The organism is Pseudomonas sp. S06B 330 (assembly GCF_002845275.2).
Lineage (GTDB): Bacteria > Pseudomonadota > Gammaproteobacteria > Pseudomonadales > Pseudomonadaceae > Aquipseudomonas.
Genome location: NZ_CP088149.1, coordinates 1532356 through 1554086, shown reverse-complemented (window position 1 = coordinate 1554086; position 21731 = coordinate 1532356). Strand labels below are relative to the sequence as shown.

Annotated in this window: 22 protein-coding genes; 16 read left to right on the top strand and 6 right to left on the bottom strand. The window is 61.2% G+C overall.

The window, feature by feature from the left end:
- Window positions 1-57 precede the first annotated feature (57 nt).
- Entirely contained in the window at window positions 58-906 is an 849-nt protein-coding gene (locus tag CX511_RS07260) for a glycine betaine ABC transporter substrate-binding protein (RefSeq protein WP_045180131.1), read from the bottom strand.
- Window positions 907-1128: 222 nt separating this feature from the next.
- Here CX511_RS07260 and CX511_RS07255 point away from each other — a divergent pair, with 222 nt between their 5' ends.
- Window positions 1129-2685 (top strand): glycoside hydrolase family 17 protein, encoded by a 1557-nt coding sequence (locus CX511_RS07255; protein ID WP_101293062.1) that lies wholly within the window; start codon window positions 1129-1131, stop codon window positions 2683-2685.
- Window positions 2686-2734: 49 nt separating this feature from the next.
- On the opposite strand, the gene CX511_RS07250 is transcribed toward CX511_RS07255, so the two are convergent.
- Window positions 2735-3097, bottom strand: coding sequence for a hypothetical protein (locus tag CX511_RS07250; RefSeq protein ID WP_045180212.1), 363 nt, complete (start codon window positions 3095-3097; stop codon window positions 2735-2737).
- 242 nt (window positions 3098-3339) lie between these two features.
- Between CX511_RS07250 and mlaY the strand changes: the two genes are divergently transcribed.
- Together mlaY and CX511_RS07240 are read left to right on the top strand one after the other, a co-directional pair.
- Entirely contained in the window at window positions 3340-4638 is a 1299-nt protein-coding gene (gene mlaY / locus CX511_RS07245; RefSeq protein WP_101293063.1) for a lipid asymmetry maintenance lipase MlaY, read from the top strand.
- A complete protein-coding gene (locus CX511_RS07240; protein WP_045180137.1) occupies window positions 4631-5419 on the top strand; it encodes an MlaA family lipoprotein in 789 nt (262 codons plus the stop codon). Before mlaY ends, CX511_RS07240 begins: the two co-directional genes overlap by 8 nt.
- Window positions 5420-5464: 45 nt before the next feature.
- On the opposite strand, the gene CX511_RS07235 is transcribed toward CX511_RS07240, so the two are convergent.
- Window positions 5465-6613, bottom strand: coding sequence for a patatin-like phospholipase family protein (locus CX511_RS07235; RefSeq protein WP_045180139.1), 1149 nt, complete (start codon window positions 6611-6613; stop codon window positions 5465-5467).
- Window positions 6614-6717: 104 nt separating this feature from the next.
- Complete coding sequence (locus tag CX511_RS07230; RefSeq protein ID WP_045180140.1) at window positions 6718-7650, bottom strand: lipid A biosynthesis lauroyl acyltransferase; 933 nt, start codon at window positions 7648-7650, stop codon at window positions 6718-6720.
- Window positions 7651-7761: 111 nt separating this feature from the next.
- Here CX511_RS07230 and minC point away from each other — a divergent pair, with 111 nt between their 5' ends.
- The 7 genes from minC (at window position 7762) to CX511_RS07195 (ending at window position 14388) form a co-directional block, all read left to right on the top strand.
- Window positions 7762-8526 carry a septum site-determining protein MinC gene (gene minC, locus CX511_RS07225; protein ID WP_045180142.1) on the top strand — a complete coding sequence of 255 codons (765 nt, stop codon included), beginning with the start codon at window positions 7762-7764 and terminating at the stop codon, window positions 8524-8526.
- A gap of 98 nt (window positions 8527-8624) precedes the next feature.
- Window positions 8625-9437 carry a septum site-determining protein MinD gene (gene minD / locus CX511_RS07220; RefSeq protein WP_045180144.1) on the top strand — a complete coding sequence of 271 codons (813 nt, stop codon included), beginning with the start codon at window positions 8625-8627 and terminating at the stop codon, window positions 9435-9437.
- A gap of 3 nt (window positions 9438-9440) precedes the next feature.
- Window positions 9441-9695 carry a cell division topological specificity factor MinE gene (gene minE / locus CX511_RS07215; protein ID WP_045180146.1) on the top strand — a complete coding sequence of 85 codons (255 nt, stop codon included), beginning with the start codon at window positions 9441-9443 and terminating at the stop codon, window positions 9693-9695.
- 96 nt (window positions 9696-9791) lie between these two features.
- A complete protein-coding gene (locus CX511_RS07210) occupies window positions 9792-10427 on the top strand; it encodes an RluA family pseudouridine synthase (protein ID WP_045180147.1) in 636 nt (211 codons plus the stop codon).
- Between the two features lie 130 nt (window positions 10428-10557).
- Window positions 10558-11847 (top strand): M18 family aminopeptidase, encoded by a 1290-nt coding sequence (locus CX511_RS07205; RefSeq protein WP_045180148.1) that lies wholly within the window; start codon window positions 10558-10560, stop codon window positions 11845-11847.
- Between the two features lie 171 nt (window positions 11848-12018).
- Window positions 12019-12183 (top strand): hypothetical protein, encoded by a 165-nt coding sequence (locus CX511_RS07200; RefSeq protein WP_167332108.1) that lies wholly within the window; start codon window positions 12019-12021, stop codon window positions 12181-12183.
- A gap of 48 nt (window positions 12184-12231) precedes the next feature.
- Window positions 12232-14388, top strand: coding sequence for a mechanosensitive ion channel family protein (locus CX511_RS07195; RefSeq protein WP_045180150.1), 2157 nt, complete (start codon window positions 12232-12234; stop codon window positions 14386-14388).
- On the opposite strand, the gene phnR is transcribed toward CX511_RS07195, so the two are convergent.
- The gene (phnR, locus tag CX511_RS07190) at window positions 14385-15098 is read right to left on the bottom strand and encodes a phosphonate utilization transcriptional regulator PhnR (RefSeq protein ID WP_045180152.1); all 714 of its coding nucleotides are present in this window, start codon (window positions 15096-15098) and stop codon (window positions 14385-14387) included. The two genes, CX511_RS07195 and phnR, sit on opposite strands and share 4 nt — an antisense overlap.
- 289 nt (window positions 15099-15387) lie before the next feature.
- Between phnR and CX511_RS07185 the strand changes: the two genes are divergently transcribed.
- From CX511_RS07185 to CX511_RS07160, 6 genes are all read left to right on the top strand, one after another.
- Window positions 15388-16452, top strand: a complete 1065-nt coding sequence (locus CX511_RS07185; RefSeq protein ID WP_045180154.1) for an ABC transporter substrate-binding protein — start codon at window positions 15388-15390, stop codon at window positions 16450-16452.
- A gap of 134 nt (window positions 16453-16586) precedes the next feature.
- Window positions 16587-17393 (top strand): alkaline phosphatase family protein, encoded by an 807-nt coding sequence (locus tag CX511_RS07180; protein ID WP_045180156.1) that lies wholly within the window; start codon window positions 16587-16589, stop codon window positions 17391-17393.
- Window positions 17394-17398: 5 nt separating this feature from the next.
- Complete coding sequence (locus tag CX511_RS07175; protein WP_045180214.1) at window positions 17399-18232, top strand: ABC transporter permease; 834 nt, start codon at window positions 17399-17401, stop codon at window positions 18230-18232.
- Window positions 18219-19016, top strand: coding sequence for an ABC transporter permease (locus CX511_RS07170; RefSeq protein WP_045180158.1), 798 nt, complete (start codon window positions 18219-18221; stop codon window positions 19014-19016). The genes CX511_RS07175 and CX511_RS07170 overlap by 14 nt, the downstream gene beginning before the upstream one ends.
- 1 nt (window position 19017) lies before the next feature.
- Window positions 19018-20007 (top strand): ABC transporter ATP-binding protein, encoded by a 990-nt coding sequence (locus tag CX511_RS07165; protein WP_045180160.1) that lies wholly within the window; start codon window positions 19018-19020, stop codon window positions 20005-20007.
- Window positions 20008-20031: 24 nt separating this feature from the next.
- Entirely contained in the window at window positions 20032-20685 is a 654-nt protein-coding gene (locus tag CX511_RS07160) for an HAD family hydrolase (RefSeq protein ID WP_045180162.1), read from the top strand.
- A 70-nt stretch (window positions 20686-20755) separates the two neighbouring features.
- On the opposite strand, the gene CX511_RS07155 is transcribed toward CX511_RS07160, so the two are convergent.
- Window positions 20756-21718, bottom strand: a complete 963-nt coding sequence (locus tag CX511_RS07155) for an NAD(P)H-quinone oxidoreductase (RefSeq protein WP_045180163.1) — start codon at window positions 21716-21718, stop codon at window positions 20756-20758.
- Window positions 21719-21731 lie beyond the last annotated feature (13 nt).

Sequence of the window (21731 nt, the reverse complement as noted above, 5' to 3'; positions counted from 1 at the left end):
GCAGCACCGTTTGCGGTGCTGCAGCCCTGGAAGGTGCAAGTTAGAAGCCTTAAGCCATTATTTGGCCGTCCACTCCGCGACGCGCTCCGGGTGTTTGGCCACCCAGTCCTTGGCGGCGGCTTCGGGTTTTGCGCCCTCTTGAATGGCCAACATGACCTCGCCGATTTCATCCTTGGACTGCCACTGGAATTTTTTCAGGAAGGCTGCGACTTCCGGGGCCTTACTGTCCAGTTGCTTGCTGCCGATGCTGTTGACGGTTTCAGCCGCGCCGTACACGCCTTTGGGGTCTTCAAGGAACTTGAGTTTCCACTTGGCGAACATCCAGTGTGGCACCCAGCCCGTCACTGCGATCGATTGCTGCTTGGCGTAGGCACGCCCCAACTCTGCGGTCATCGCCGCGCCGGAACTGGCCTGGAGTTTGTAGCCGCTCAGGTCGTAATCCTTGATGGCCTGGTCGGTCTTGAGCATCACCCCGGAGCCGGCATCGATGCCGACGATCTTGTGTTTGAAACTGTCATCGGTCTTGAGGTCAGCCAGCGAGTTGGCCTTGACGTATTCAGGGACGATCAGCCCGATCTTGGCGTCCTTGAAGTTGGGGCCGTAGTCGACCACGTTGTCCTTGTTCTTGGTCCAATAGTCGCCGTGGGTTACCGGCAGCCAGGCCGACATCATGGCATCGAGCTTACCGGTGGCCACCCCCTGCCACATGATCCCGGTGGCCACAGCCTGCAATTTGACGTCATAACCGAGCTTCTGTCTGATCACTTCGGCAGCCACGTTGGTGGTCGCTACACTGTCGGACCAGCCATCGACGTAGCCGATGCTCACTTCCTTGGCCATCGCTGGTGCAGCGCCAATGGCCATTGCCAGGGCGGTGCCCAGCCCCAGGAGTCGTCGCATTTTCATCAAAGCTTCCCCTCGTCACGTCACGGAACCTGCATCATCAACCGCTGATGGTCCCTGACCTGCTCTGGTAGCGACCTCCAGGCAACGACAAGCGACATCACATCGCCAGCAACCGGCGGTCATATCAAGCAACATCCAACCCAGGTTAGTTTGCTGGCCAAGGCTTTAGCCCGTGCCATTTGCAGGTACTATTGACGGCTTTGCTCCCTGACGGTCCGATCCATGTCCTCGACTGCCCGCTTCCCGATACTGCCCTATCTGTTTGCCTGCCTGCTCGGCCTGTTTGCGCTGGGAGGGCTCTGGTACGGGCTGGGCAAGCCGGTGGTGCTGCCCGATGCGGCCAGTGCCTCGCACAAATTGCAGTGCGCCTCCTACACGCCGTTCGATAAGGACCAATCGCCCTTCGACCAGCCCTTTCAACTGCGCCCGGCGCGCATGGACGCCGATCTGGCCTTGCTCGCACAGCGCTTTGAATGCATCCGCACCTATTCAATGACAGGGCTTGAGGCGATTCCGCAGCTGGCGCGTAAACATGGCTTGAAAGTGATGCTCGGCGCCTGGATCAACGCCAATCCGGTCGATACCCAAAAAGAGGTCAAGGCCCTTATCGCCGCGGCCAACGCCAACCCGGACATCGTCAAGGCGGTGATCGTCGGCAACGAAACGCTGCTGCGCAAGGAAGTCACTGGCCCACAGTTGGCCGCGCTGATCACGCAGGTGAAAAGCCAGGTCAGCGTACCGGTGACCTATGCCGACGTCTGGGAGTTCTGGCTGCAACACCCAGAGATCGCGCCAACCGTGGATTTCCTGACCATTCACTTGCTGCCGTACTGGGAAGATGATCCCAAAGGTATCGACGACGCCTTGGTGCATGTCGGCGAGATTCGCCAGGTGTTCGGCAACCGCTTTGCGCCCAAGGATATTGTCATTGGCGAAACCGGCTGGCCCAGCGAAGGTCGTCAGCGTGAGACCGCGCTGCCCAGCCGGGTCAATGAAGCACGCTTCATTCGCGGCTTTGTCGCCATGGCCGAACAGAACGGCTGGCACTACAACCTGATCGAAGCCTTCGACCAACCGTGGAAACGTGCCAGCGAAGGCGCAGTGGGCGGCTACTGGGGCCTGTATGACGCCGACCGCAAGGACAAGGGCATTCTCGAAGGGCCAGTGAGCAACCTCGCGTTGTGGCCGCAATGGTTGATTGCTAGTGGCCTGTTGTTTGCCGCCACCTTGCTCCTCGCCGGTCGAGTGCGCGGCACCCGCTCCGCTTTGCTGCTACCGCTGCTGGCCGCCTTGGGCGCGGCGAGCCTGGGGCTGTGGGGCGAATTGGTGCGGATCAACAGCCGCTTTGTTGGCGAATGGGTCTGGGCGCTGCTGTTGGCTGGCTTGAACCTGATTGTTCTCGCCCATGGCGCCTTGGCCCTGGCGCAACGGCAAGGCTGGCGCGAGCGAGTCTTTGCCTGGCTTGAGGCACGAGCCGGCGGGTGGTTGCTGGCTGCAGGTTTTGCCGCCGCCGTGAGCATGCTGGCGTTGGTCTTCGATCCGCGCTATCGCAGTTTTCCGAGTGCGGCGCTGATGTTGCCGGCGGTGGTTTACCTGTTGCGCCCGGTCCGTGGACCGCGGGCTGAGATTGGCTTGCTGGCGTTCATCGTCGGTGCCGGGATCGCACCGCAGTTGTTCCGTGAGGGCTTGAACAACCAACAGGCGTTGGTCTGGGCGGGGGTCAGTGTGCTGATGGTGGGGGCGTTGTGGCGTAGCCTGAGGGTTCGCGTCCAGTCTTGAAAAGGGCTGCTGCGCAGCCCATCGCCAGCAAGGCCGGCTCCCACCGGGCTCAGTGGGGCCGGCGCACCAGGCGCAACCCTGCCAACACCAGGGCGAACACCGCGATACTGGCGCTGTACAGCACCAAGGCTGGAATTCCGACCACCAGCGCCAGCACTGCTAAACGCCACCCCGCACGCGCAGGCACTACCTGCGCCAACAACGCCAGCCCCAGCGCGGTCCAGGCGATTACCCCGAAGTGAATCATCAAGCCCAGGGTCGAGCGCGCCTGACATTGCCAGATCTGTGCTTGTTCGGCGCAGACCCCGACCCACTGAGCATCCTCCATCAGGACATAACGCACCGCATAACTGGCTGCCAGCCACAAGGGCACAAACAGCAACAAGGTGATCAGCGGCAAACGGCGGGACATAAAGGCTCCGGAATCTTCGAAATCGGCGCCCAGCATAAAGCGCCGAGCCGTCTATGCAAGGCAAAAGCGCCAGCCTCGACTACTTTGAACTGAAGATAAATGGAACCAATTGTTGCCGTGCCTCAACCGAAGACGGCAACATCGGGGACGATAAATGCCGTGGCGCCAGGCAACTTTGCCCAGGACTTGATGGTCCTAGCCTTCGTTACGCACTTTGCTGCTGCTTTTTTTGGGGATCCGTCATGCTTCGATTACTGCGCCTCGCTGCCCTCTCGGGCGGCCTTATCCTGAGTGCGTCCGCTTCGGCACAAGATATCGATGCCGCCAGTTACGGCTACCCACTGACCAATCCGTTCGAGGCGACCATCGCCACCACGCCGCCGGACTTGCGCCCACAGCTGCCCAGCGACGATGACATTGACCAGGCTGACTACAGCCTGAACATGCGTCCGGAGCGCGCCTTCACCCTCCCCGACAATTTCTGGGCAGTGAAACAGCTCAAATATCGCCTGGCCGAACAGGACCACCCGGCGCCGCTGATCTTTCTGATTTCCGGAACCGGTGCGCCCTACGCCAGCAGCATCAATGAATACCTCAAGAAGCTCTTCTACAAAGCCGGCTACCACGTGGTGCAGCTGTCTTCACCGACCAGCTTTGACTTCATCACCTCGGCCTCGCGCTACGCCACCCCTGGCGTCAGCAAAGACGACGCCGAAGACCTGTACCGAGTCATGCAAGGCGTGCGCGCCCAACACCCGCGCCTGCCGGTCACCGAGTACTACCTCAGCGGCTACAGCCTTGGTGCCCTGGATGCGGCATTCGTTAGCCATCTGGACGAAACCCGGCGCAGTTTCAACTTCAAGCGCGTGCTGCTGCTCAACCCACCAGTCAACCTCTACACCTCGATCAGCAATCTCGACAAGCTGGTGCAAACTGAGGTCAAAGGTGTCAATAGCAGCACCACCTTCTATGAGCTGGTGCTCAACAAGCTGACCCGTTATTTCCAGCAGAAGGGCTACATCGACCTTAACGACGCGCTGCTCTACGACTTCCAGCATTCGCGCCAGCACCTGAGCAACGAGCAGATGGCAATGATCATCGGCACCTCGTTCCGCTTCTCCGCTGCCGATATTGCCTTCACTTCTGACTTGATCAACCGCCGCGGGCTGATCACTCCGCCCAAGTACCCGATCACGGAGAGCAGCAGCCTCACTCCGTTCTTCAAGCGTGCCCTGCAGTGTGACTTCGATTGCTACATGACCGAGCAGGTCATCCCCATGTGGCGCGCCCGTACCGATGGCGGCAGCCTGCTGCAACTGATTGACCAGGTCAGCCTCTACGCCCTCAAGGATTACCTGCAACAGAGTTCGAAGATTGCCGTGATGCACAACGCCGACGATGTCATTCTCGGCCCGGGAGACATTGGCTTCCTGCGCTCCACCTTTGGTGATCGCTTGACCCTCTACCCCCACGGCGGCCATTGCGGCAACCTCAACTATCGCGTTAACAGCGACGCCATGCTGGAGTTTTTCCGTGGTTAAACGTTTATTGATTGCTAGCGCATTTATTGCCAGTGGACTGGCCCAAGCTGCGGAAGAAACCGCGCCCCGTGCCAGCGTAATCGAAGCCGATGGCTTCACCGAGCCACTCAAGGAGCTCAAATTCAACCCGGGGCTGGACCAGCGTGAGTTCGAACGTTCGACCCTGGCGGCACTGAACGTCTATGACCCGTTGGAATCGATGAACCGGCGGATCTACCACTTCAACTACCGCTTCGACCAGTGGGTGTTCCTGCCAGTGGTCAATGGCTACCGCTATGTCACTCCCAGCTTTGTACGTACCGGGGTGAGCAATTTTTTCAGCAACCTGGGCGACGTACCTAACCTGTTCAACAGCGTTCTGCAGTTCAAGGGCCATCGCTCAATGGAGATCACCGCGCGGCTGATGCTCAACACCATCATTGGCGTGGGCGGCCTGTGGGACCCGGCAACCAAGATGGGCCTGCCCCATCAAAGCGAAGACTTCGGTCAAACCTTGGGCTTCTATGGCGTGCCGGATGGCCCCTACCTGATGCTGCCGATTCTCGGCCCTTCGAACCTGCGCGATACCGGCGGCTTGCTGGTGGACTATGTCGCCGAAGACCAGGCCAACTTCCTCAACGTGGCCGAAGTCAGCGGTGATCACCCGGAACTGGTCATCCTGCGCGCCGTCGACAAGCGATACACCACCAACTTTCGCTATGGCCAGCTGAACTCACCCTTCGAATATGAGAAGGTCCGCTACGTCTACACCGAGGCGCGCAAGTTGCAGATTGCAGAGTAACCGCCTTGCGCCTGCGTTGCAGGCGATCGCAACCTGCACCCGCGGCTACAGACCGAGGAAATTACCCAGCTCACGGCGCTTGGCCAGGGCGTCGCGCCGCCCTAGCTCGATCAGTTCGCTGCAGTAACCGGCTTCGAACAACAGGTAGCTGAGCACCCCTGCACCACTGGTCTTGGTCGCCCCCGGCCCCCGCAGGAACAGGCGCAGGGCTGCCGGCAGCTCGCGGCGATGCCGTGCGGCAATCTCATCCAGCGGCTGACTCGGTGCGACCACCAGCACCTCCACCGGCGCCAGGCCCAGGCGCCGTCGCTCCACGTGCTCGGGCATCAAGTGGCTGAGGTGGTTGAGACGCTGAAGCAACTCAATATCGTCTTCCAGGCTATCGATGAAGGTGCTGTTGAGCATGTGTCCGCCAATCTGCGCCAGGCTTGGCTGCTGGCCGCTGAACAGGCGCGGGCGCGGCTCACCCTCGACCGGACGCTGCGGGTTGCCACTGACGCCGACCACCAGCACGCGGCTGGCGCCCAAGTGCAGGGCCGGGCTGATCGGTGCCGACTGACGTACCGCGCCATCGCCAAAGTACTCCTCACCGAGTTTGACCGGAGCGAACAGCAGTGGAATGGCGGAGCTGGCTAGCAAATGATCGACACTCAGACGTGTTGGCAGTCCGATGCGCCGGTGGCGTAACCACGGATCAATGGCGCCGCGCCCCTGATAGAAGGTAACAGCCTGGCCAGACTCGTAACCGAAGGCGGTCACTGCCACCGCATGTAACTGTTGCTGTTCAAGGGCCTGGGCGATGCCGTTGATGTCCAGGTGTTCGTTGAGCAACTGGCGCAGCGGTGAGCTGTCGAGCAAGGCCACCGGCACCGGCGCGCCAAGGCCGAGCAGGCTATGACCGACAAAACGACTGGCTTGGCGAATCACCCCCGGCCAGTCGCTGCGCAGCACTTGATGGCTGCGAAAGCCCTGCCAGAAACGGGTGAGGCGGCGGATGGCATCGGCAAAGTGCATGGCACCACTGGCCAGGGTCACCGCATTGATCGCTCCGGCCGACGTGCCGACGATCACGGGAAAGGGATTGGCCGCACCGGCGGGCAGCAGATCGGCAATGCCGGCCAGCACACCAACCTGATAAGCGGCGCGGGCGCCACCGCCAGAGAGGATCAATCCTGTGATCGGTTGTGCTGACATGGGGTCTTCCTGAGCTATGTTTTGCCCCCATCGCCGGCAAGACCGGCTCCCACAGGTTTCGGGCGAGTCCCATTCTGTGCGAGCTGGCCTTGCCAGCGATGGCCTCAACGCCGTTTATCGTAGAGCTTGGGCTCCCCGGGCGGGCGCGACTTGAAGCGTCGATGCGCCCACAGGTACTGCTCCGGACATTCACGCAAGGCCCCTTCAATCCACCGATTGATGCGCAGGCAGTCGGCTTCTTCCGTCTCACCCGGGAAATCTGCCAGTGGCGGATGGATCACCAGGCGATAACCGCTACCGTCCGCCAGGCGCTGCTGGGTGAACGGAATGACCCGGGCCTTGCCCAAACGCGCAAACTTGGTGGTAGCCGTCACAGTGGCCGCCTGGATACCGAACAGCGGTACGAACAGACTCTGCTTGGCGCCGTAGTCCTGGTCCGGCGCATACCAGATCGCGCGGCCGGCGCGCAGCAGCTTGAGCATGCCCCGCACGTCTTCACGCTCCACGGCCAGCGAGTCAAGGTTGTGTCGCTCACGGCCACGGCGCTGGATGTAGTCGAATACCGGGTTGCCGTGCTCACGGTACATGCCGTCGATGGTGTGTTCCTGCCCAAGCAAGGCCGCACCGATTTCCAGGGTGGTGAAGTGCAAAGCCATAAGAATGGCACCCTGCCCATCACGCTGGGCCGCCTGCAAGTGCTCCAACCCTTCGATGTGCGCCAGGCGCGCCAAGCGGGCCTTTGGCCACCACCAGCTCATGGCCATTTCGAAGAAGGCGATGCCGGTGGAAGCGAAATTTTCCTTGAGCAAGCGCTGCCGTTCGACGGACGGTAGTTCCGGAAAACACAGCTCCAAGTTGCGCGCAGCAATACGCCGGCGCTCACCGGCGACCAGGTACATCAAGGCACCCAGCAGGCGACCGATCACCAGCAATACCCGGTACGGCAGCTGCACGATCAACCACAGCAGCCCCAGCCCCAGCCACAGCGGCCAGAAGCGCGGATGCAGAAAGTAACGACGAAAACGCGGGCGATCCATTAAAGATTCCGGAAAGACAATGGCCGGGCATTCTACAACGGTTCGGCACGGGTTGCGGCTAACCGGCGTTCTCGTTATAAGTCTGGGCACTTTTTCGTAACAAGCCGCCCTATGCAGACCATGAGCCAAACCCAATCGCCAGACCAAGACCCCGTGTTCCAGCTCAAGGGCAGCATGCTCGCCATCACTGTGCTTGAGCTTGCCCGGAACAACCTCGAAGGCCTCGACCGGCAGTTGGCGGCCAAAGTTGCCCAGGCGCCGAATTTTTTCAGCAACACGCCGCTGGTGCTGGCCCTGGACAAGCTGCCGCCAGGTGAAGGTCCCATCGATCTGCCCGGGCTGATGCGCGTCTGCCGCCATCATGGCCTGCGCACCCTGGCCATTCGTGCCAGCCGTATCGAAGACATCGCCGCAGCCATTGCCATCGATCTGCCGGTGCTGCCACCGTCCGGCGCGCGTGAGCGGCCGGTCGAACCTGAGCCGGAAGTGAAGAAGGCAGAGCCTGCACCGCCACCGCCACCGGCGCCAGCCCCTGAACCAGCCATCAAGCCGACCAAAATCATCACCACGCCTGTACGTGGTGGCCAGCAAATCTACGCCCAAGGTGGCGATCTGGTCGTGGTGTCATCGGTCAGCCCCGGCGCGGAACTTCTCGCCGATGGCAACATCCATGTGTACGGTGCCATGCGTGGACGGGCGCTGGCCGGGATCAAGGGCAATACCCGGGCACGCATCTTCTGCCAGCAGTTGACAGCCGAGATGGTCTCGATCGCCGGCCAGTACAAGGTCTCCGAAGACCTGCGCCGTGATCCGCTGTGGGGGACTGGCGTACAGATCAGCCTGTCTGGTGACGTGTTGAACATCACCCGTCTTTAACGGATACTTGCCGCCATTTTCCGCGCAACTTTTTCCGATGTTGCCGTTTTTAGTATTTTTTGGGACTCAACGTCCTTTTTCATTAGGGGTGATACACCTTGGCCAAGATTCTCGTGGTTACATCCGGCAAGGGTGGTGTGGGTAAGACCACCACCAGCGCCGCTATTGGTACCGGCCTCGCACTGCGTGGTCACAAGACCGTCATCGTCGACTTCGACGTCGGCCTGCGTAACCTCGACCTGATCATGGGCTGCGAACGCCGCGTGGTGTACGACTTCGTCAACGTCGTCAACGGCGAAGCCAACCTGCAGCAGGCTCTGATCAAGGACAAGCGCCTTGAGAACCTTTACGTGCTGGCCGCCAGCCAGACCCGTGACAAGGACGCGCTGACCCAGGATGGCGTGGAAAAGGTCCTGATGCAGCTCAAGGAAGACTTCGAGTACGTGGTCTGCGACTCCCCGGCCGGTATCGAGAAAGGTGCCCACCTGGCGATGTACTTCGCCGACGAGGCCATCGTCGTGACCAACCCTGAAGTGTCCTCGGTACGTGACTCGGACCGCATGCTCGGCCTGCTGGCCAGCAAATCGCGCCGCGCCGAGCGTAACGAAGACCCGATCAAAGAACACCTGCTGATCACCCGCTACCATCCAGAGCGCGTGAGCCAGGGCGAAATGCTTGGCGTCGAAGACGTCAAAGAGATCCTCTCGGTTGCCCTGCTCGGCGTGATCCCGGAATCCCAGGCGGTGCTCAAGGCATCCAACCAGGGCGTACCGGTGATTCTCGACGACCAGAGCGACGCGGGCCAGGCCTACAGCGATACCGTTGACCGCCTGTTGGGTAAAAATGTGGAACATCGGTTCCTTGATGTGAAGAAGAAGGGATTCTTCGAGCGCCTGTTTGGAGGCAACTAACCAATGAACCTTTTTGACTTCTTTCGTGCCAGCAAAAAAGTAAGCACCGCGTCGGTCGCGAAAGAGCGTCTACAGATCATCGTGGCGCACGAACGCGGCCAACGTAGTACTCCGGACTACTTGCCAGCCCTGCAGAAGGAACTGGTGGAGGTGATCCGCAAGTACGTCAACATCGGCTCCGATGATGTGCATGTCGCTCTGGAAGACCAGGGCAGCTGCTCGATCCTGGAACTCAACATCACCCTGCCCGATCGTTGATCGGCGCCTACGGGTAACCTGCCACGGCGACGGCCGGGCCTGGGCTTTACAGCCCGGGTCTGACCGTCGCCGTTTGGCGTTTGCAGAGAACACGTAATGCCGCTGTCCAATGTTCACGTCCTCTTTGAGGATGACGCCATTCTGGTGATCAACAAACCGACCCTGCTGTTGTCGGTGCCAGGGCGCGCCGAAGACAACAAGGATTGCCTGATCACCCGCCTGCAGGAAAACGGCTATCCCGACGCGTTGATCGTTCATCGACTGGATTGGGAAACGTCTGGGATCATCCTGCTGGCCCGCGATGCCGACAGTCACCGCGAGCTGTCACGCCAGTTCCACGACCGGGAAACCGAGAAAGCCTACACCGCCTTGTGCTGGGGCCAGCCGGAGCTCGACAGCGGCAGCATCGACCTGCCCCTGCGCTACGACCCGCCGACCAAGCCGCGCCATGTGGTCGACCATGAGCAAGGCAAGCATGCCCTGACCTTCTGGCGCATCCTGGAACGCTGTGGCGATCATTGCCGGGTGGAACTGACGCCGATTACCGGGCGCTCTCACCAGTTGCGCGTACACATGCTGTCGATTGGTCATCCGCTGCTGGGGGACCGACTGTACGCTTATCCTGAAGCCCTCGCTGCCCATGAGCGGCTGTGCTTGCATGCAAGCATGCTCAGCTTTACCCATCCGGTTTCCGGGGAGCGCTTGCGCTTCGAGTGTCCGGCGCCGTTCTGAGGCTGCGCGGCGCCTCTATCGCCGGCAAGGCCGGCTCCCCCAGGTACTGCCGGCCTTGGCGGCGATTAGGGCCCACACAAAACCCCAGCCAAGTACGCTAAACTCGCGCCACTGCTGTCTGGAGTGACCTATGCGCGATGCACTGAATCAAGGCCTGATCGACTTTCTCAAGGCCTCCCCTACGCCGTTCCACGCCACCGCTGCCCTGGCCCAACGCCTGGAAGCCGCCGGTTACCAGCGCCTGGACGAGCGCGACAGTTGGGCCACCGTGGCCGGCGGTCGCTACTACCTGACCCGCAACGACTCCTCGATCATCGCCTTCAAGCTCGGCCGTCATTCGCCGTTGCTCGATGGCATTCGCCTGGTTGGCGCCCATACCGACAGCCCATGCCTGCGGGTCAAACCGCAACCTGAGCTGCAGCGCCACGGTTTCTGGCAGCTGGGCGTGGAAGTCTACGGGGGGGCGCTGCTCGCCCCTTGGTTCGACCGCGACCTGTCGCTGGCTGGACGGGTCACTTTCCGCCGTGACGGCAAGGTCGAGAGCCAACTGGTCGACTTCAAGCTGCCGATCGCTGTCATCCCCAACCTGGCGATCCACCTCAACCGCACGGCCAACGAAGGTTGGGCGATCAACCCGCAGACCGAACTGCCACCGATCCTTGCGCAAGTCGCCGGGGACGAGCGCGTCGACTTCCGCGCCCTGCTCACCGATCAGTTGGCCCGCGAGCATGGCCTGAATGCCGATGTGGTGCTGGATTACGAGCTGAGCTTCTACGATACCCAGAGCGCCGCCCTGATCGGCCTGCACGGTGAGTTCATCGCCGGTGCCCGCCTGGACAACCTGCTGTCTTGCTACGCCGGCCTGCAGGCCTTGCTCAACGCCGACAGCGACGAAACCTGTGTGCTGGTGTGCAACGACCACGAAGAAGTCGGCTCCTGCTCGGCCTGCGGTGCCGACGGGCCAATGCTCGAGCAGACCCTGCGCCGCCTGCTGCCCGAAGGTGACGACTTCGTCCGTGCGATCCAGCGTTCGCTGCTGGTCTCGGCTGACAACGCCCACGGTGTGCACCCCAACTATGCCGACAAGCACGACGCCAACCATGGTCCCAAGCTCAATGCAGGGCCTGTGATCAAGGTCAACAACAACCAGCGCTACGCCACCAACAGCGAGACCGCTGGCTTCTTCCGCCACCTGTGCATGGCCGAAGAAGTGCCGGTGCAAAGCTTTGTGGTGCGCAGCGACATGGGGTGCGGCTCAACCATCGGCCCGATCACCGCCAGCCACCTGGGCGTGCGTACGGTCGATATCGGCCTGCCGACCTTCGCCATGCACTCGATCCGCGAACTGTGCGGCAGCGAAGACCTGGCGCATCTGGTCAAGGTGCTGACCGCGTTCTATCGCAGCCGCGACTTGCCGTAATTTCGCGGTGCCGGCATCGCCGGCAAGACCGGTTCCCACAGTGGTTCAACGGGGAGCCGGCCTTGCCAGCAATGAGGCCAGCAACGCCAGTCACCCTGACCCCGATCAGTCTCCTCGCAAGCGATTACCGCTATGCTTGCAGCATAAACTCGAATCCAAGGACCTTGCCGCATGTCAGCTTTTCAATCCCTCTTCCTCCCCGTCATTGCCGGCCTGATTCTGCTGACCGTGGGTTTCAACATGCGCGACCGCAATATCGGCGTGTTCATGATGTGGATCGGTACCCTCGGAATGATTGGCATCATGTGCTGGAAGATCCTCGAGAAACTCAACTGACAAATACACTACACTCGGGCGATTGATCGTTTTGAGGTTGATTGTCCGGTGCCTGCCTTTTTCCGCGTTTTAGCTCTATTCCTGGCGTTGTTTACTTTGGCCCCGGCTCACGCCGCCGGCCTGCCGAGCCTGCTCGGTGGCAGCAAGGCGCAGCCCGAGGCCACCGTGCCGCTGGGCCAGTCGCTGGACGAAGTGATCAAGACCCTGGAAAACGACCAGCAACGCAGCAAGCTGCTGGCCGACCTGAAAAAGCTACGCGACAGTACCAAACAAGCCCAGCCCGCGACCGAGCAAGGGGTGCTTGGGCTGATCGGCAGCACCTTCGCTGAGCTGGAAAAGCAGTTCAGTGGCGATGCCAGCCCGCTCACGCGCTGGAGCCGCGAGCTTGATCTGGCGCAGATCGAGCTCAATGCCCGCCTGGTCCCCCTGCAGGAGTGGCCACCGATCCTGTTCGGTTTCGCCGCCATCATCGCCCTCTGGAGCCTGCTGGCCTACGCCTTGAACTGGGTCAGCCATCAGGTGCGGCTGCGCTTTGGCTTGAGTGAAGAGTTGCCCCAGCACCCACGCACCTGGGACCTGGTGCGTTTTGCTCTGCGCAAGCTTGGACCGTGGCTGGTGGCGCTGGTGATCACGGTGTACCTCAGCTTTGCCCTGCCCTTCTCACTGGGCAAGTCGATGGCCATGGTCCTGGCCTATGCCCTGGTGGTCGGCACTTGCTTCTCGGCGATCTGTGTCATTGCCTTTTCCCTGCTCGACGGCCCACACCGTCATCGCGCCTTGCACATTCTTCGGCACCAAGCCTTCCGGCCGTTGTGGCTGATTGGCAGCTTCGCCGCCTTCGGTGAGGCCATGAACGACCCACGCATGGCCAGCGCGCTTGGCGATCATCTGGCCCATACCCTGGCGACCCTGGCCAATATCCTCGCGGGGCTGTCCACTGGCCTGTTCATCCTGCGTTTCCGTCGGCCAATCGCCCACCTGATCCGCAACCAGCCGCTGTCCCGGCGCCTGACCCGACGGGCGTTGAGTGACACCATCGAAATTCTCGGCACCTTCTGGTACCTGCCGGCGCTGGTGCTGGTGGCGATCTCGCTGATCGCAACCTTTATTTCCGCCGGCGACACCAGCACCGCCCTGCGCCAGTCACTGATGTGCACGGTGCTGCTGATCCTGTGCATGGTCATCAATGGCCTGGTGCGCCGCCAAGGGCTCAAACCGCAACGTGCCAACCGCCGTCACGCGGTGTACAGCGAACGCCTGCGCAACTTCGTCTACACACTGATCCACATGTTCATTTGGTTGCTGTTCGTCGAGCTGGGCCTGCGCGTCTGGGGCTTTTCGCTGATCGGCTTTGCCGAAGGCGAAGGCCATGAAGTAGCCGTGCGCTTGCTCGGCCTGGCCGGCACCCTGATTGCCGCCTGGCTGGTGTGGATTCTCGCCGACACCGCCGTGCACCATGCCCTCACCCGCTCGCGCAAAGGCCCGGCCAACACCCGCGCGCAGACCATGATGCCGCTGATCCGCAATGTGCTGTTCGTGGCTATTTTCATCATTGCGGTGATCGTTGCCCTGGCCAACATGGGCATGAACGTCACGCCGCTGCTGGCCGGTGCCGGTGTGATCGGCCTGGCCATCGGTTTCGGCGCCCAATCTCTGGTGGCCGACTTGATCACCGGCCTGTTCATCATCATCGAAGACTCCCTGGCCATCGATGACTATGTCGATGTCGGCGGCCACCTGGGTACGGTCGAGGGTTTGACCATCCGCACCGTGCGCCTGCGCGATATCGACGGCATCGTCCACACTATCCCGTTCAGTGAAATCAAGAGCATCAAGAACTACTCCCGCGAATTTGGCTACGCGATCTTCCGTGTGGCGATTCCGCACAGCATGAACATCGACCAGGCCATCAGCCTGATTCGCGATGTCGGCCAAAAGCTGCGCAACGACCCGTTGATGCGCCGAATCATCTGGTCGCCGCTGGAGCTGCAAGGGGTGGAAAGCTTCGAGTCGGGCTCGGCGATCTTGCGCGCCCGCTTCAAGACCGCGCCCATCCGCCAATGGGAAGTGTCGCGGGCGTTTAACCTGGCCCTCAAGCGTCAGCTGGATGAAGCTGGGCTGGACCTGGCAACCCCGCGCCTGAGCGTGCAGGTGATTACCGCTGGCGCCGGCACGCCATTGAGTGAAACCGAAGCCAAGCGCTAACCGGCCTCGGCCTTGATGCGGATTGCATCGTGACGCCAATACTCAAGGTCACAGTCGATCAGCCGGCCCTGCTGGTCGCTGTTGACCCGGGTGATGTGCAAGCCCGGGCTGCCTGCGGACACCTTCAGCGCCAGGGCGGCGGCCACCGGTAATGCCGTGGGCAGGATCTCGAACCGCACCCGCCCATAGTGAATCGCGTAGTGCCGCTGATAGAGCTCGGTCAGCGACTGGCTCAAGTCGTGCTCAAGTATGCCGGGGAAATACTCGGGATTCAGGTAGTGCTCGGCATACAACACCGCCCGCCCATCGATTCTGCGCAAACGACACACCTGGATCACGCTGGATAACGCCGGTAACTGCAAGCGCGCGCACACACTGGCCGCTGCCGGCTGAAGCCGCGCCGACAACAGCTGCGTAGAGGCTTCACGGCCCTGGGCACGGACCATGGCGTGAAAATGGCTGCGTTCGATCAGGTCGTAGGTCAGGCGCTCGGGCGCCACGAACCAGCCACGCCGCTCCTCACGGTAAATCAGCCCGCGCGCCTCCAGTTGCACCAACGCTTCGCGCAAGGTGATGCGCGTGGTGTCGAACACCTCGCTCAACTTGCGCTCAGCCGGCAACTTGCCGCCGGGCAAGAGTAAGCCGTGTTCGATTTGCTCCTGCAGGGCATGGCAGATAGCTGTTACTGCTCGCGGTGGCAGTGGTTGCATCAAAGGTTACCTATCTGGACTAGTCCAGCACCGGCAGCGCGCACTATTGGCGCCTTCAGGGCTATGAGAATAGTGCAAGCCTAGGCAACACAGATGAACGCCAGATGACAGCCAACCTGGTCTACGCTTGATTTTCAGGGGCGCAGACCATGGCCGGGAGCCGGCATCGACATCAAATTGTCATGCTACAGACCTACCTTGGCTCGGGTATTGCTGACCTAGACCAACCGAATCGCAACGACGTCCAACACCACTTCGCGTTTGCAAGGCACCCACCAAGGAGCTTCGGATGAAACACCTTTTTCTGGCATCACTGCTAGGCTCGACCATCGCCCTGTGCACATCGGCCATGGCCGCCGACACCGACCTCAAGGCCCTCGAGGACGCCGCCCGCAAGGAAGGCGCCGTCAACAGCGTGGGCATGCCCGATGCCTGGGCCAACTGGAAAGGCACCTGGGAGGACCTGGCGAAAAAATACGGCCTCAAACACATGGACACCGACATGAGCTCGGCCCAGGAAGTGGCCAAGTTCGATGCCGAGAAAGACAACGCCAGCGCCGACATCGGTGACGTCGGCGCCGCCTTCGGCCCCATCGCCGTGGCCAAAGGTGTGACCCAGCCATACAAGCCGAGCACCTGGGAGCAGATCCCGGCCTGGGCCAAAGACAAGGATGGCCACTGGGCGCTGGCCTACACCGGCTCCATTGCTTTCATCATCAACAAGCAGTTGGTCAAGGAAGCGGACATGCCGAAAACCTGGCATGACCTGGAAAAAGGCAAATACAAGGTGGCCATTGGCGACGTTGGTACCGCCGCCCAGGCCGCCAACGGCGTACTGGCTGCCGCCATTGCCTACAAGGGTGATGAGAAAAACATTGAGCCGGGCCTGCAACTGTTCACCAAACTGGCCCAGCAGAAGCGCCTGTCGCTGGCCAACCCGACCATCCAGACCCTGGAAAAGGGTGAGATCGAAGTCGGTGTGGTCTGGGACTTCAACGGCCTGAGCTACCGCCAGCAGATCGACCCAAATCGTTTTGAAGTATTGATCCCGTCGGACGGCTCGGTGATTTCCGGCTACACCACCATCATCAACAAGTACGCCAAAAACCCCAACGCGGCCAAACTGACCCGTGAGTACATCTTCAGCGATGCCGGGCAGACCAACCTGGCGATCGGTCACGCCCGGCCGATCCGTGCCGAACACCTGACGCTGCCGGCTGATGTGCAGGCCAAGCTGCTGCCGAACGAGCAATACAAGGCGGTGCAGCCGATCAAGGATGCCGCGGCCTGGGAAGCGACCTCCAAGAAACTACCGCAGATGTGGCAAGAGCAAGTGATTATCGAGATGGAGTGAGGCTTCGGGGCGCCAGGGAAATCCCAGCGTCCTCAATCGCCGGCAAGGCCGGCTCCCACATGGACAGAGTCAGCACAAATCCTGTGGGAGTCGGCCTTGCCGACGAAGCGATCATCACCTAACCCGGAGAACCCATGAATCACAACGTCATCCTGGTCTTGCTCGACGGCCTCAACCATCAAGTCGCCTACCACGCCATGGGCCACTTGCATGCCTATGTCGAAGCCGACCGCGCAGCCTTGTATCGCCTGGAGTGTGAACTGCCAGCGCTGTCGCGCCCCTTGTACGAATGCATCCTCACCGGTGTAGCACCGATCGACAGCGGTATCGTTCACAACAACGTCACCCGCCTTTCCACTCAGCGCAGCATCTTCCACTATGCCCGTGAAGCCGGTCTGGGCACGGCGGCAGCGGCCTACCACTGGGTCAGCGAACTGTACAACCGCTCGCCCTTCGACCCGTTGCGCGACCGCCACACCCATGCACCCAAACTGCCGATCCAGCACGGTCTGTTCTACTACGCCGACCACTACCCGGATTCACACCTGTTCGCCGACGCCGAGTACCTGCGCCGCCGCCACGCACCAAACTTTCTGCTGGTGCATCCGATGAACATCGATGACGCCGGTCACCGTCACGGGCTGGACAGCAGCCAGTATCGCAACAGCGCCCGCAGCGCTGACATCCTCCTGGCCGACTACCTGCAGACCTGGCTGCAAGAGGGTTACCAGGTGCTGGTCACCGCCGACCATGGCATGAACAACGACCGCTCACACAACGGCCTGCTGGCCGAAGAGCGCGAGGTGCCGCTGTTCGTGTTTGGTGACGCCTTCAGCCTCGATCCTGCCGCCAAGCCGCTGCAAACCGATTTGTGCGGGACGATCTGCGAGCTGCTTGGCGTCCCCCATGACAAGCCGGTATGTCGGGAGTTGCTCAAGTGAATTCGATCAAACGCAGGCGCTGGCTGGCAGCGTTGTGCCTGCTACCGTTTGCCGTGTTTTTCATCATTTTTCAAATTGCACCGCTGGCCTGGGTGGCGATCCACAGCTTACAGGCCGAAAGCGGTTGGGGGCTGGCCAACTTCAGCAAGGTGTTCAGCTCAAAATTCTATCGCCAGGCAATTCAGCACAGCCTGGAAATCAGCTTCTGGTCGAGTGTATTCGGCCTGTTGATCGCCATTCTAGGCAGCTATTCGCTACGCAAGGTCGACTCGCGCCTACGCGATTTCGTCAATGCCTTCGCCAACATGACCAGCAACTTTTCCGGCGTACCGCTGGCCTTTGCCTTCATCATCCTGCTCGGCTTCAACGGCGCCTTGACCCTGCTGCTGAAACAGGCCGGGATCATCGAAGACTTCAACCTCTATTCGAAGACCGGTCTGATCATTCTCTACACCTACTTCCAGATCCCCCTGGGGGTATTGTTGCTCTACCCCGCCTTCGACGCCCTGCGCGAAGACTGGCGCGAATCGGCCGAACTGCTCGGCGCCAACACTTGGCAATACTGGCGACTGATCGGCCTGCCGGTACTGACGCCAGCACTGCTGGGCACCTTCGTGATCTTGCTGGCCAACGCCCTGGGCGCCTACGCCACGGTGTATGCCTTGACCACTGGCAACTTCAACGTCCTGCCCATCCGTATCGCGGCGCTGGTGGCCGGCGACATTTCACTGGACCCGAACCTGGCCAGCGCCCTGGCAATAATCCTGGTGGGGTTGATGACCCTGGTCACCATCGTCCATCAATGGCTGTTGAAGAGGAGCTACCATGTCGCGCGCTGAACCCGGCACCAGCCGCCTCTACCATCGGTTGATGGTCTATTTGTTGTTCATCATTCTGTTGTTACCGCTAGCAGGGACCCTGCTCTATTCACTGGCCACCAGTTGGTCGGCGAGCCTGCTGCCCAGCGGCCTGACCTTCAAGTGGTACCTGGCACTGTGGAGCGATCCGCGCTTTCTCGCCGCGTTCGGCCAGTCGCTGCTGGTGTGCGTCGGCGCCCTGCTGCTGTCGGTGCTGCTGATCCTGCCGTTGCTGTTCGTAGTCCATTACCACTTTCCGCGGCTCGACGCGCTGATGAACATCCTGATCCTGTTGCCCTTTGCCGTGCCACCGGTGGTGTCGTCGGTGGGGCTGCTGCAACTGTATGGCTCGGGCCCGATGGCCATGGTCGGCACACCGTGGATCCTGATCGGCTGCTACTTCACCGTGGCCCTGCCGTTCATGTACCGGGCGATTACCAACAACCTGCAGGCCATCAACCTGCGCGACCTGATGGACGCGGCCCAACTGCTCGGCGCCAGCACCTTTCAGGCCGCGTTTCTGGTGGTTTTGCCGAACCTGCGCAAAGGCCTGCTGGTCGCCTTGCTGCTGTCGTTCTCGTTCCTGTTCGGCGAGTTCGTGTTCGCCAACCTGCTGGTCGGTACCCGCTACGAAACCCTGCAGGTGTACCTGAACAACATGCGCAACAGCAGTGGCCACTTCAACAGTGCCCTGGTGATTTCCTATTTTTTCTTCGTGCTGGTGCTGACGTGGGCAGCTAACCGCCTGAACAAGGACAAGTCCTGATATGAGCTTTGTCAGCGTACAGAATCTGCAAAAGAGCTATGGCGCAAGCCCCGTGTTCAACGACATCAATTGTGAAATCCAGCGCGGCGAATTCGTGACCCTGCTCGGCCCCTCCGGCTGCGGCAAGTCCACCCTGCTGCGGTGCATCGCCGGCCTGACGGCGGTCGACAGCGGCAAGATTCTCCTCGATGGCCACGACCTGGTACCGCTGAGCCCGCAAAAGCGCGGCATCGGCATGGTGTTCCAAAGCTACGCGCTGTTTCCCAACATGACCGTGGAACAGAACGTGGCCTTCGGTCTGCGCATGCAAAAGGTCAACGCCGATGACAGCCGCAGCCGGGTGCGCGAGGTGTTGCAACTGGTGGAACTGCAAGACTTCGCCAGTCGCTATCCGCATCAGTTGTCCGGCGGTCAATGCCAGCGGGTCGCCCTGGCACGTTCGCTGGTGACCCGACCACGTTTGCTGCTGCTCGATGAGCCGTTATCGGCACTCGATGCGCGAATCCGCAAGCACCTGCGTGAACAGATCCGCCAGATCCAGCGCGAGCTGGGCCTGACGACCATCTTCGTCACCCACGACCAGGAAGAAGCGCTGACCCTGTCTGATCGCATCTTCTTGATGAACCAGGGCCGCATTGTTCAAAGTGGCGATGCCGAAACCCTCTACACCGCGCCTGTGGATGTCTTTGCCGCAGGCTTTATCGGCAACTACAACCTGCTCGACGCCCAGAGCGCTAGCCGTTTGCTGCAGCGTCCGGTGAGCAGCCGTCTGGCTATCCGCCCGGAAGCCATCGCCTTGAGCCTCAACGGCGAACTGGAAGGCCTGGTGCGCAGCCACAGCCTGCTCGGCAACGTGATCCGCTACCGGGTCGAAGCCCGCGGGGTAGAATTACTGGTCGATGTGCTCAATCGTTCGCCCGCCGATCTGCACCCCGACGGCCAGCGCGTATCCTTGTCGATCGATCCCACCGCCCTCTGCGAAGTCGCCTGAGGGTTGCACAGGAGTTTTTTTAACATGGCATTAGCGATTTTCGATCTGGATGAAACCCTGATCCACGGCGACTGCGCCTCACTGTGGAGCGAACAGATGGCCCGCCTTGGCTGGGTCGACGGCGAATCTTTCCTGCGTCGCGACCGGGAGCTGATGGACGCCTATGGCAAGGGGCACCTGGCGATGGAGGACTACATGACCTTCAGCCTTGAGCCGCTGATCGGACGGACACCGGAAGAGGTCGATCATCTGGTCGGGCCGTGGGTGGAAGATTTTATCGAACCGATCATTTTCAGTGACGCGACGCGAACCATCGCCGCACACCGCAAGGCAGGTGACCGGATTCTGGTGATTTCGGCGTCCGGCACGCACTTGGTGCGGCCGATTGCCGAGCGTTTGGGCATCGATGAAATCCTTGGCATCGAGCTGGAGGTAGCCCATGGCGTGTATAGCGGCAAGACCACCGGCGTGCTGACCTACCGTGAAGGCAAGATCACCCGCTTGTTGGAATGGCTGGATCAGGAAGAAGAAAATCTGGAAGGCGCGAGTTTCTATTCCGACTCGCGTAACGACTTGCCGCTGTTAGTGAAGGTGGATTACCCGCATGTGGTCAATCCGGACCCGGTGCTGCGTGAGCATGCCGAGAAGAACGGCTGGCCGATTCACACCTGGACCTGAACAAGGCCAACTCCCACAAAAGACGGTGTGACACCGATCCTGTGGGAGCCGGTCTTGCCGGCGATACGGCCTACGCCAGGCTCTCGTCGATTACCAACACCAGCTTGCCCGACACCTGATTGCTCGCAAGCTCGGCAAACGCAGCTTCGGCATCCTTGATCGGGAACGCCTTGGCCAGTTGCGGCTTGAGTCGGCCTTCGCTGAACAACGGCCAGACCTGGTGGCCCAAATCGCTGAGCAGATCTGCCTTGAACTGGTCATCGCGGGTGCGCAACGTCGAGCCGATCACCTGCACGCGCTTGACCAACAGCTGCGCCAGGTCCAGCTCAGCCTTGCGCCCGCCCATCAAGCCGATGATCACCCAACGTCCGTCACGGGCGAGCAACTTGAGGTTGAGCTCGGCGTAGTTGGCACCGACCGGGTCGAGAATCACGTCGAATGGCCCGAAATCGTTCAAACCATTGAGGTCATCGCCGCGCACTACACCCGCGCTGGCCCCTAGCTCTTCACAGTAGGCCAAACGCTCGGCCGAGCCAACGCTGACCCAGCATGGGCTGCCAAACGCCTTGCACAGCTGAATCGCCGCCGACCCCACGCCACTGGCGCCCGCATGCAGCAGGACCTTCTCCCCTGGCTTGAGCCCGGCCAGCTGGAACACATTGAGCCAGGCCGTCGCGTACACCTCGGGAATGGCTGCGGCTTCTTGCAGGCTCAGGCCTTCCGGTACCGGCAACACGTGACGCGCATCGACCACCACTTCCTCGGCCATGCCGCCACCGGCGAGCAGTGCGCAAACCCGATCACCGACCTGCCAGGCGACGCCAGCGCCCACCTCACTGATCACCCCGGAGCACTCCAGGCCAAGAAATTCGCTGGCTCCCGGCGGTGGTGGGTAGAGCCCGGCACGCTGCAGCAGGTCGGCACGATTGAGGCCGGCGGCAGCCACGCGAATTCGTACTTGACCGATATCGCAGGTTGGACTTGTCGTCGTAACCCACTCCACATGTCCGTCAACGCCTTGCAATGCCTTCACAGTGCCTCCATAG

What these genes read in the sequence shown, in the direction of transcription:
- CX511_RS07260 (WP_045180131.1), bottom strand. Translation starts at nt 906, where the DNA reads ATGAAAATGCGACGACTCCTGGGGCTGGGCACCGCCCTGGCAATGGCC.
- CX511_RS07255 (WP_101293062.1), top strand. Translation starts at nt 1,129, where the DNA reads ATGTCCTCGACTGCCCGCTTCCCGATACTGCCCTATCTGTTTGCCTGC.
- CX511_RS07250 (WP_045180212.1), bottom strand. Translation starts at nt 3,097, where the DNA reads ATGTCCCGCCGTTTGCCGCTGATCACCTTGTTGCTGTTTGTGCCCTTG.
- mlaY (WP_101293063.1), top strand. Translation starts at nt 3,340, where the DNA reads ATGCTTCGATTACTGCGCCTCGCTGCCCTCTCGGGCGGCCTTATCCTG.
- CX511_RS07235 (WP_045180139.1), bottom strand. Translation starts at nt 6,613, where the DNA reads ATGTCAGCACAACCGATCACAGGATTGATCCTCTCTGGCGGTGGCGCC.
- CX511_RS07230 (WP_045180140.1), bottom strand. Translation starts at nt 7,650, where the DNA reads ATGGATCGCCCGCGTTTTCGTCGTTACTTTCTGCATCCGCGCTTCTGG.
- minC (WP_045180142.1), top strand. Translation starts at nt 7,762, where the DNA reads ATGCAGACCATGAGCCAAACCCAATCGCCAGACCAAGACCCCGTGTTC.
- minE (WP_045180146.1), top strand. Translation starts at nt 9,441, where the DNA reads ATGAACCTTTTTGACTTCTTTCGTGCCAGCAAAAAAGTAAGCACCGCG.
- CX511_RS07210 (WP_045180147.1), top strand. Translation starts at nt 9,792, where the DNA reads ATGCCGCTGTCCAATGTTCACGTCCTCTTTGAGGATGACGCCATTCTG.
- CX511_RS07205 (WP_045180148.1), top strand. Translation starts at nt 10,558, where the DNA reads ATGCGCGATGCACTGAATCAAGGCCTGATCGACTTTCTCAAGGCCTCC.
- CX511_RS07200 (WP_167332108.1), top strand. Translation starts at nt 12,019, where the DNA reads ATGTCAGCTTTTCAATCCCTCTTCCTCCCCGTCATTGCCGGCCTGATT.
- phnR (WP_045180152.1), bottom strand. Translation starts at nt 15,098, where the DNA reads ATGCAACCACTGCCACCGCGAGCAGTAACAGCTATCTGCCATGCCCTG.
- CX511_RS07185 (WP_045180154.1), top strand. Translation starts at nt 15,388, where the DNA reads ATGAAACACCTTTTTCTGGCATCACTGCTAGGCTCGACCATCGCCCTG.
- CX511_RS07180 (WP_045180156.1), top strand. Translation starts at nt 16,587, where the DNA reads ATGAATCACAACGTCATCCTGGTCTTGCTCGACGGCCTCAACCATCAA.
- CX511_RS07170 (WP_045180158.1), top strand. Translation starts at nt 18,219, where the DNA reads ATGTCGCGCGCTGAACCCGGCACCAGCCGCCTCTACCATCGGTTGATG.
- CX511_RS07165 (WP_045180160.1), top strand. Translation starts at nt 19,018, where the DNA reads ATGAGCTTTGTCAGCGTACAGAATCTGCAAAAGAGCTATGGCGCAAGC.
- CX511_RS07160 (WP_045180162.1), top strand. Translation starts at nt 20,032, where the DNA reads ATGGCATTAGCGATTTTCGATCTGGATGAAACCCTGATCCACGGCGAC.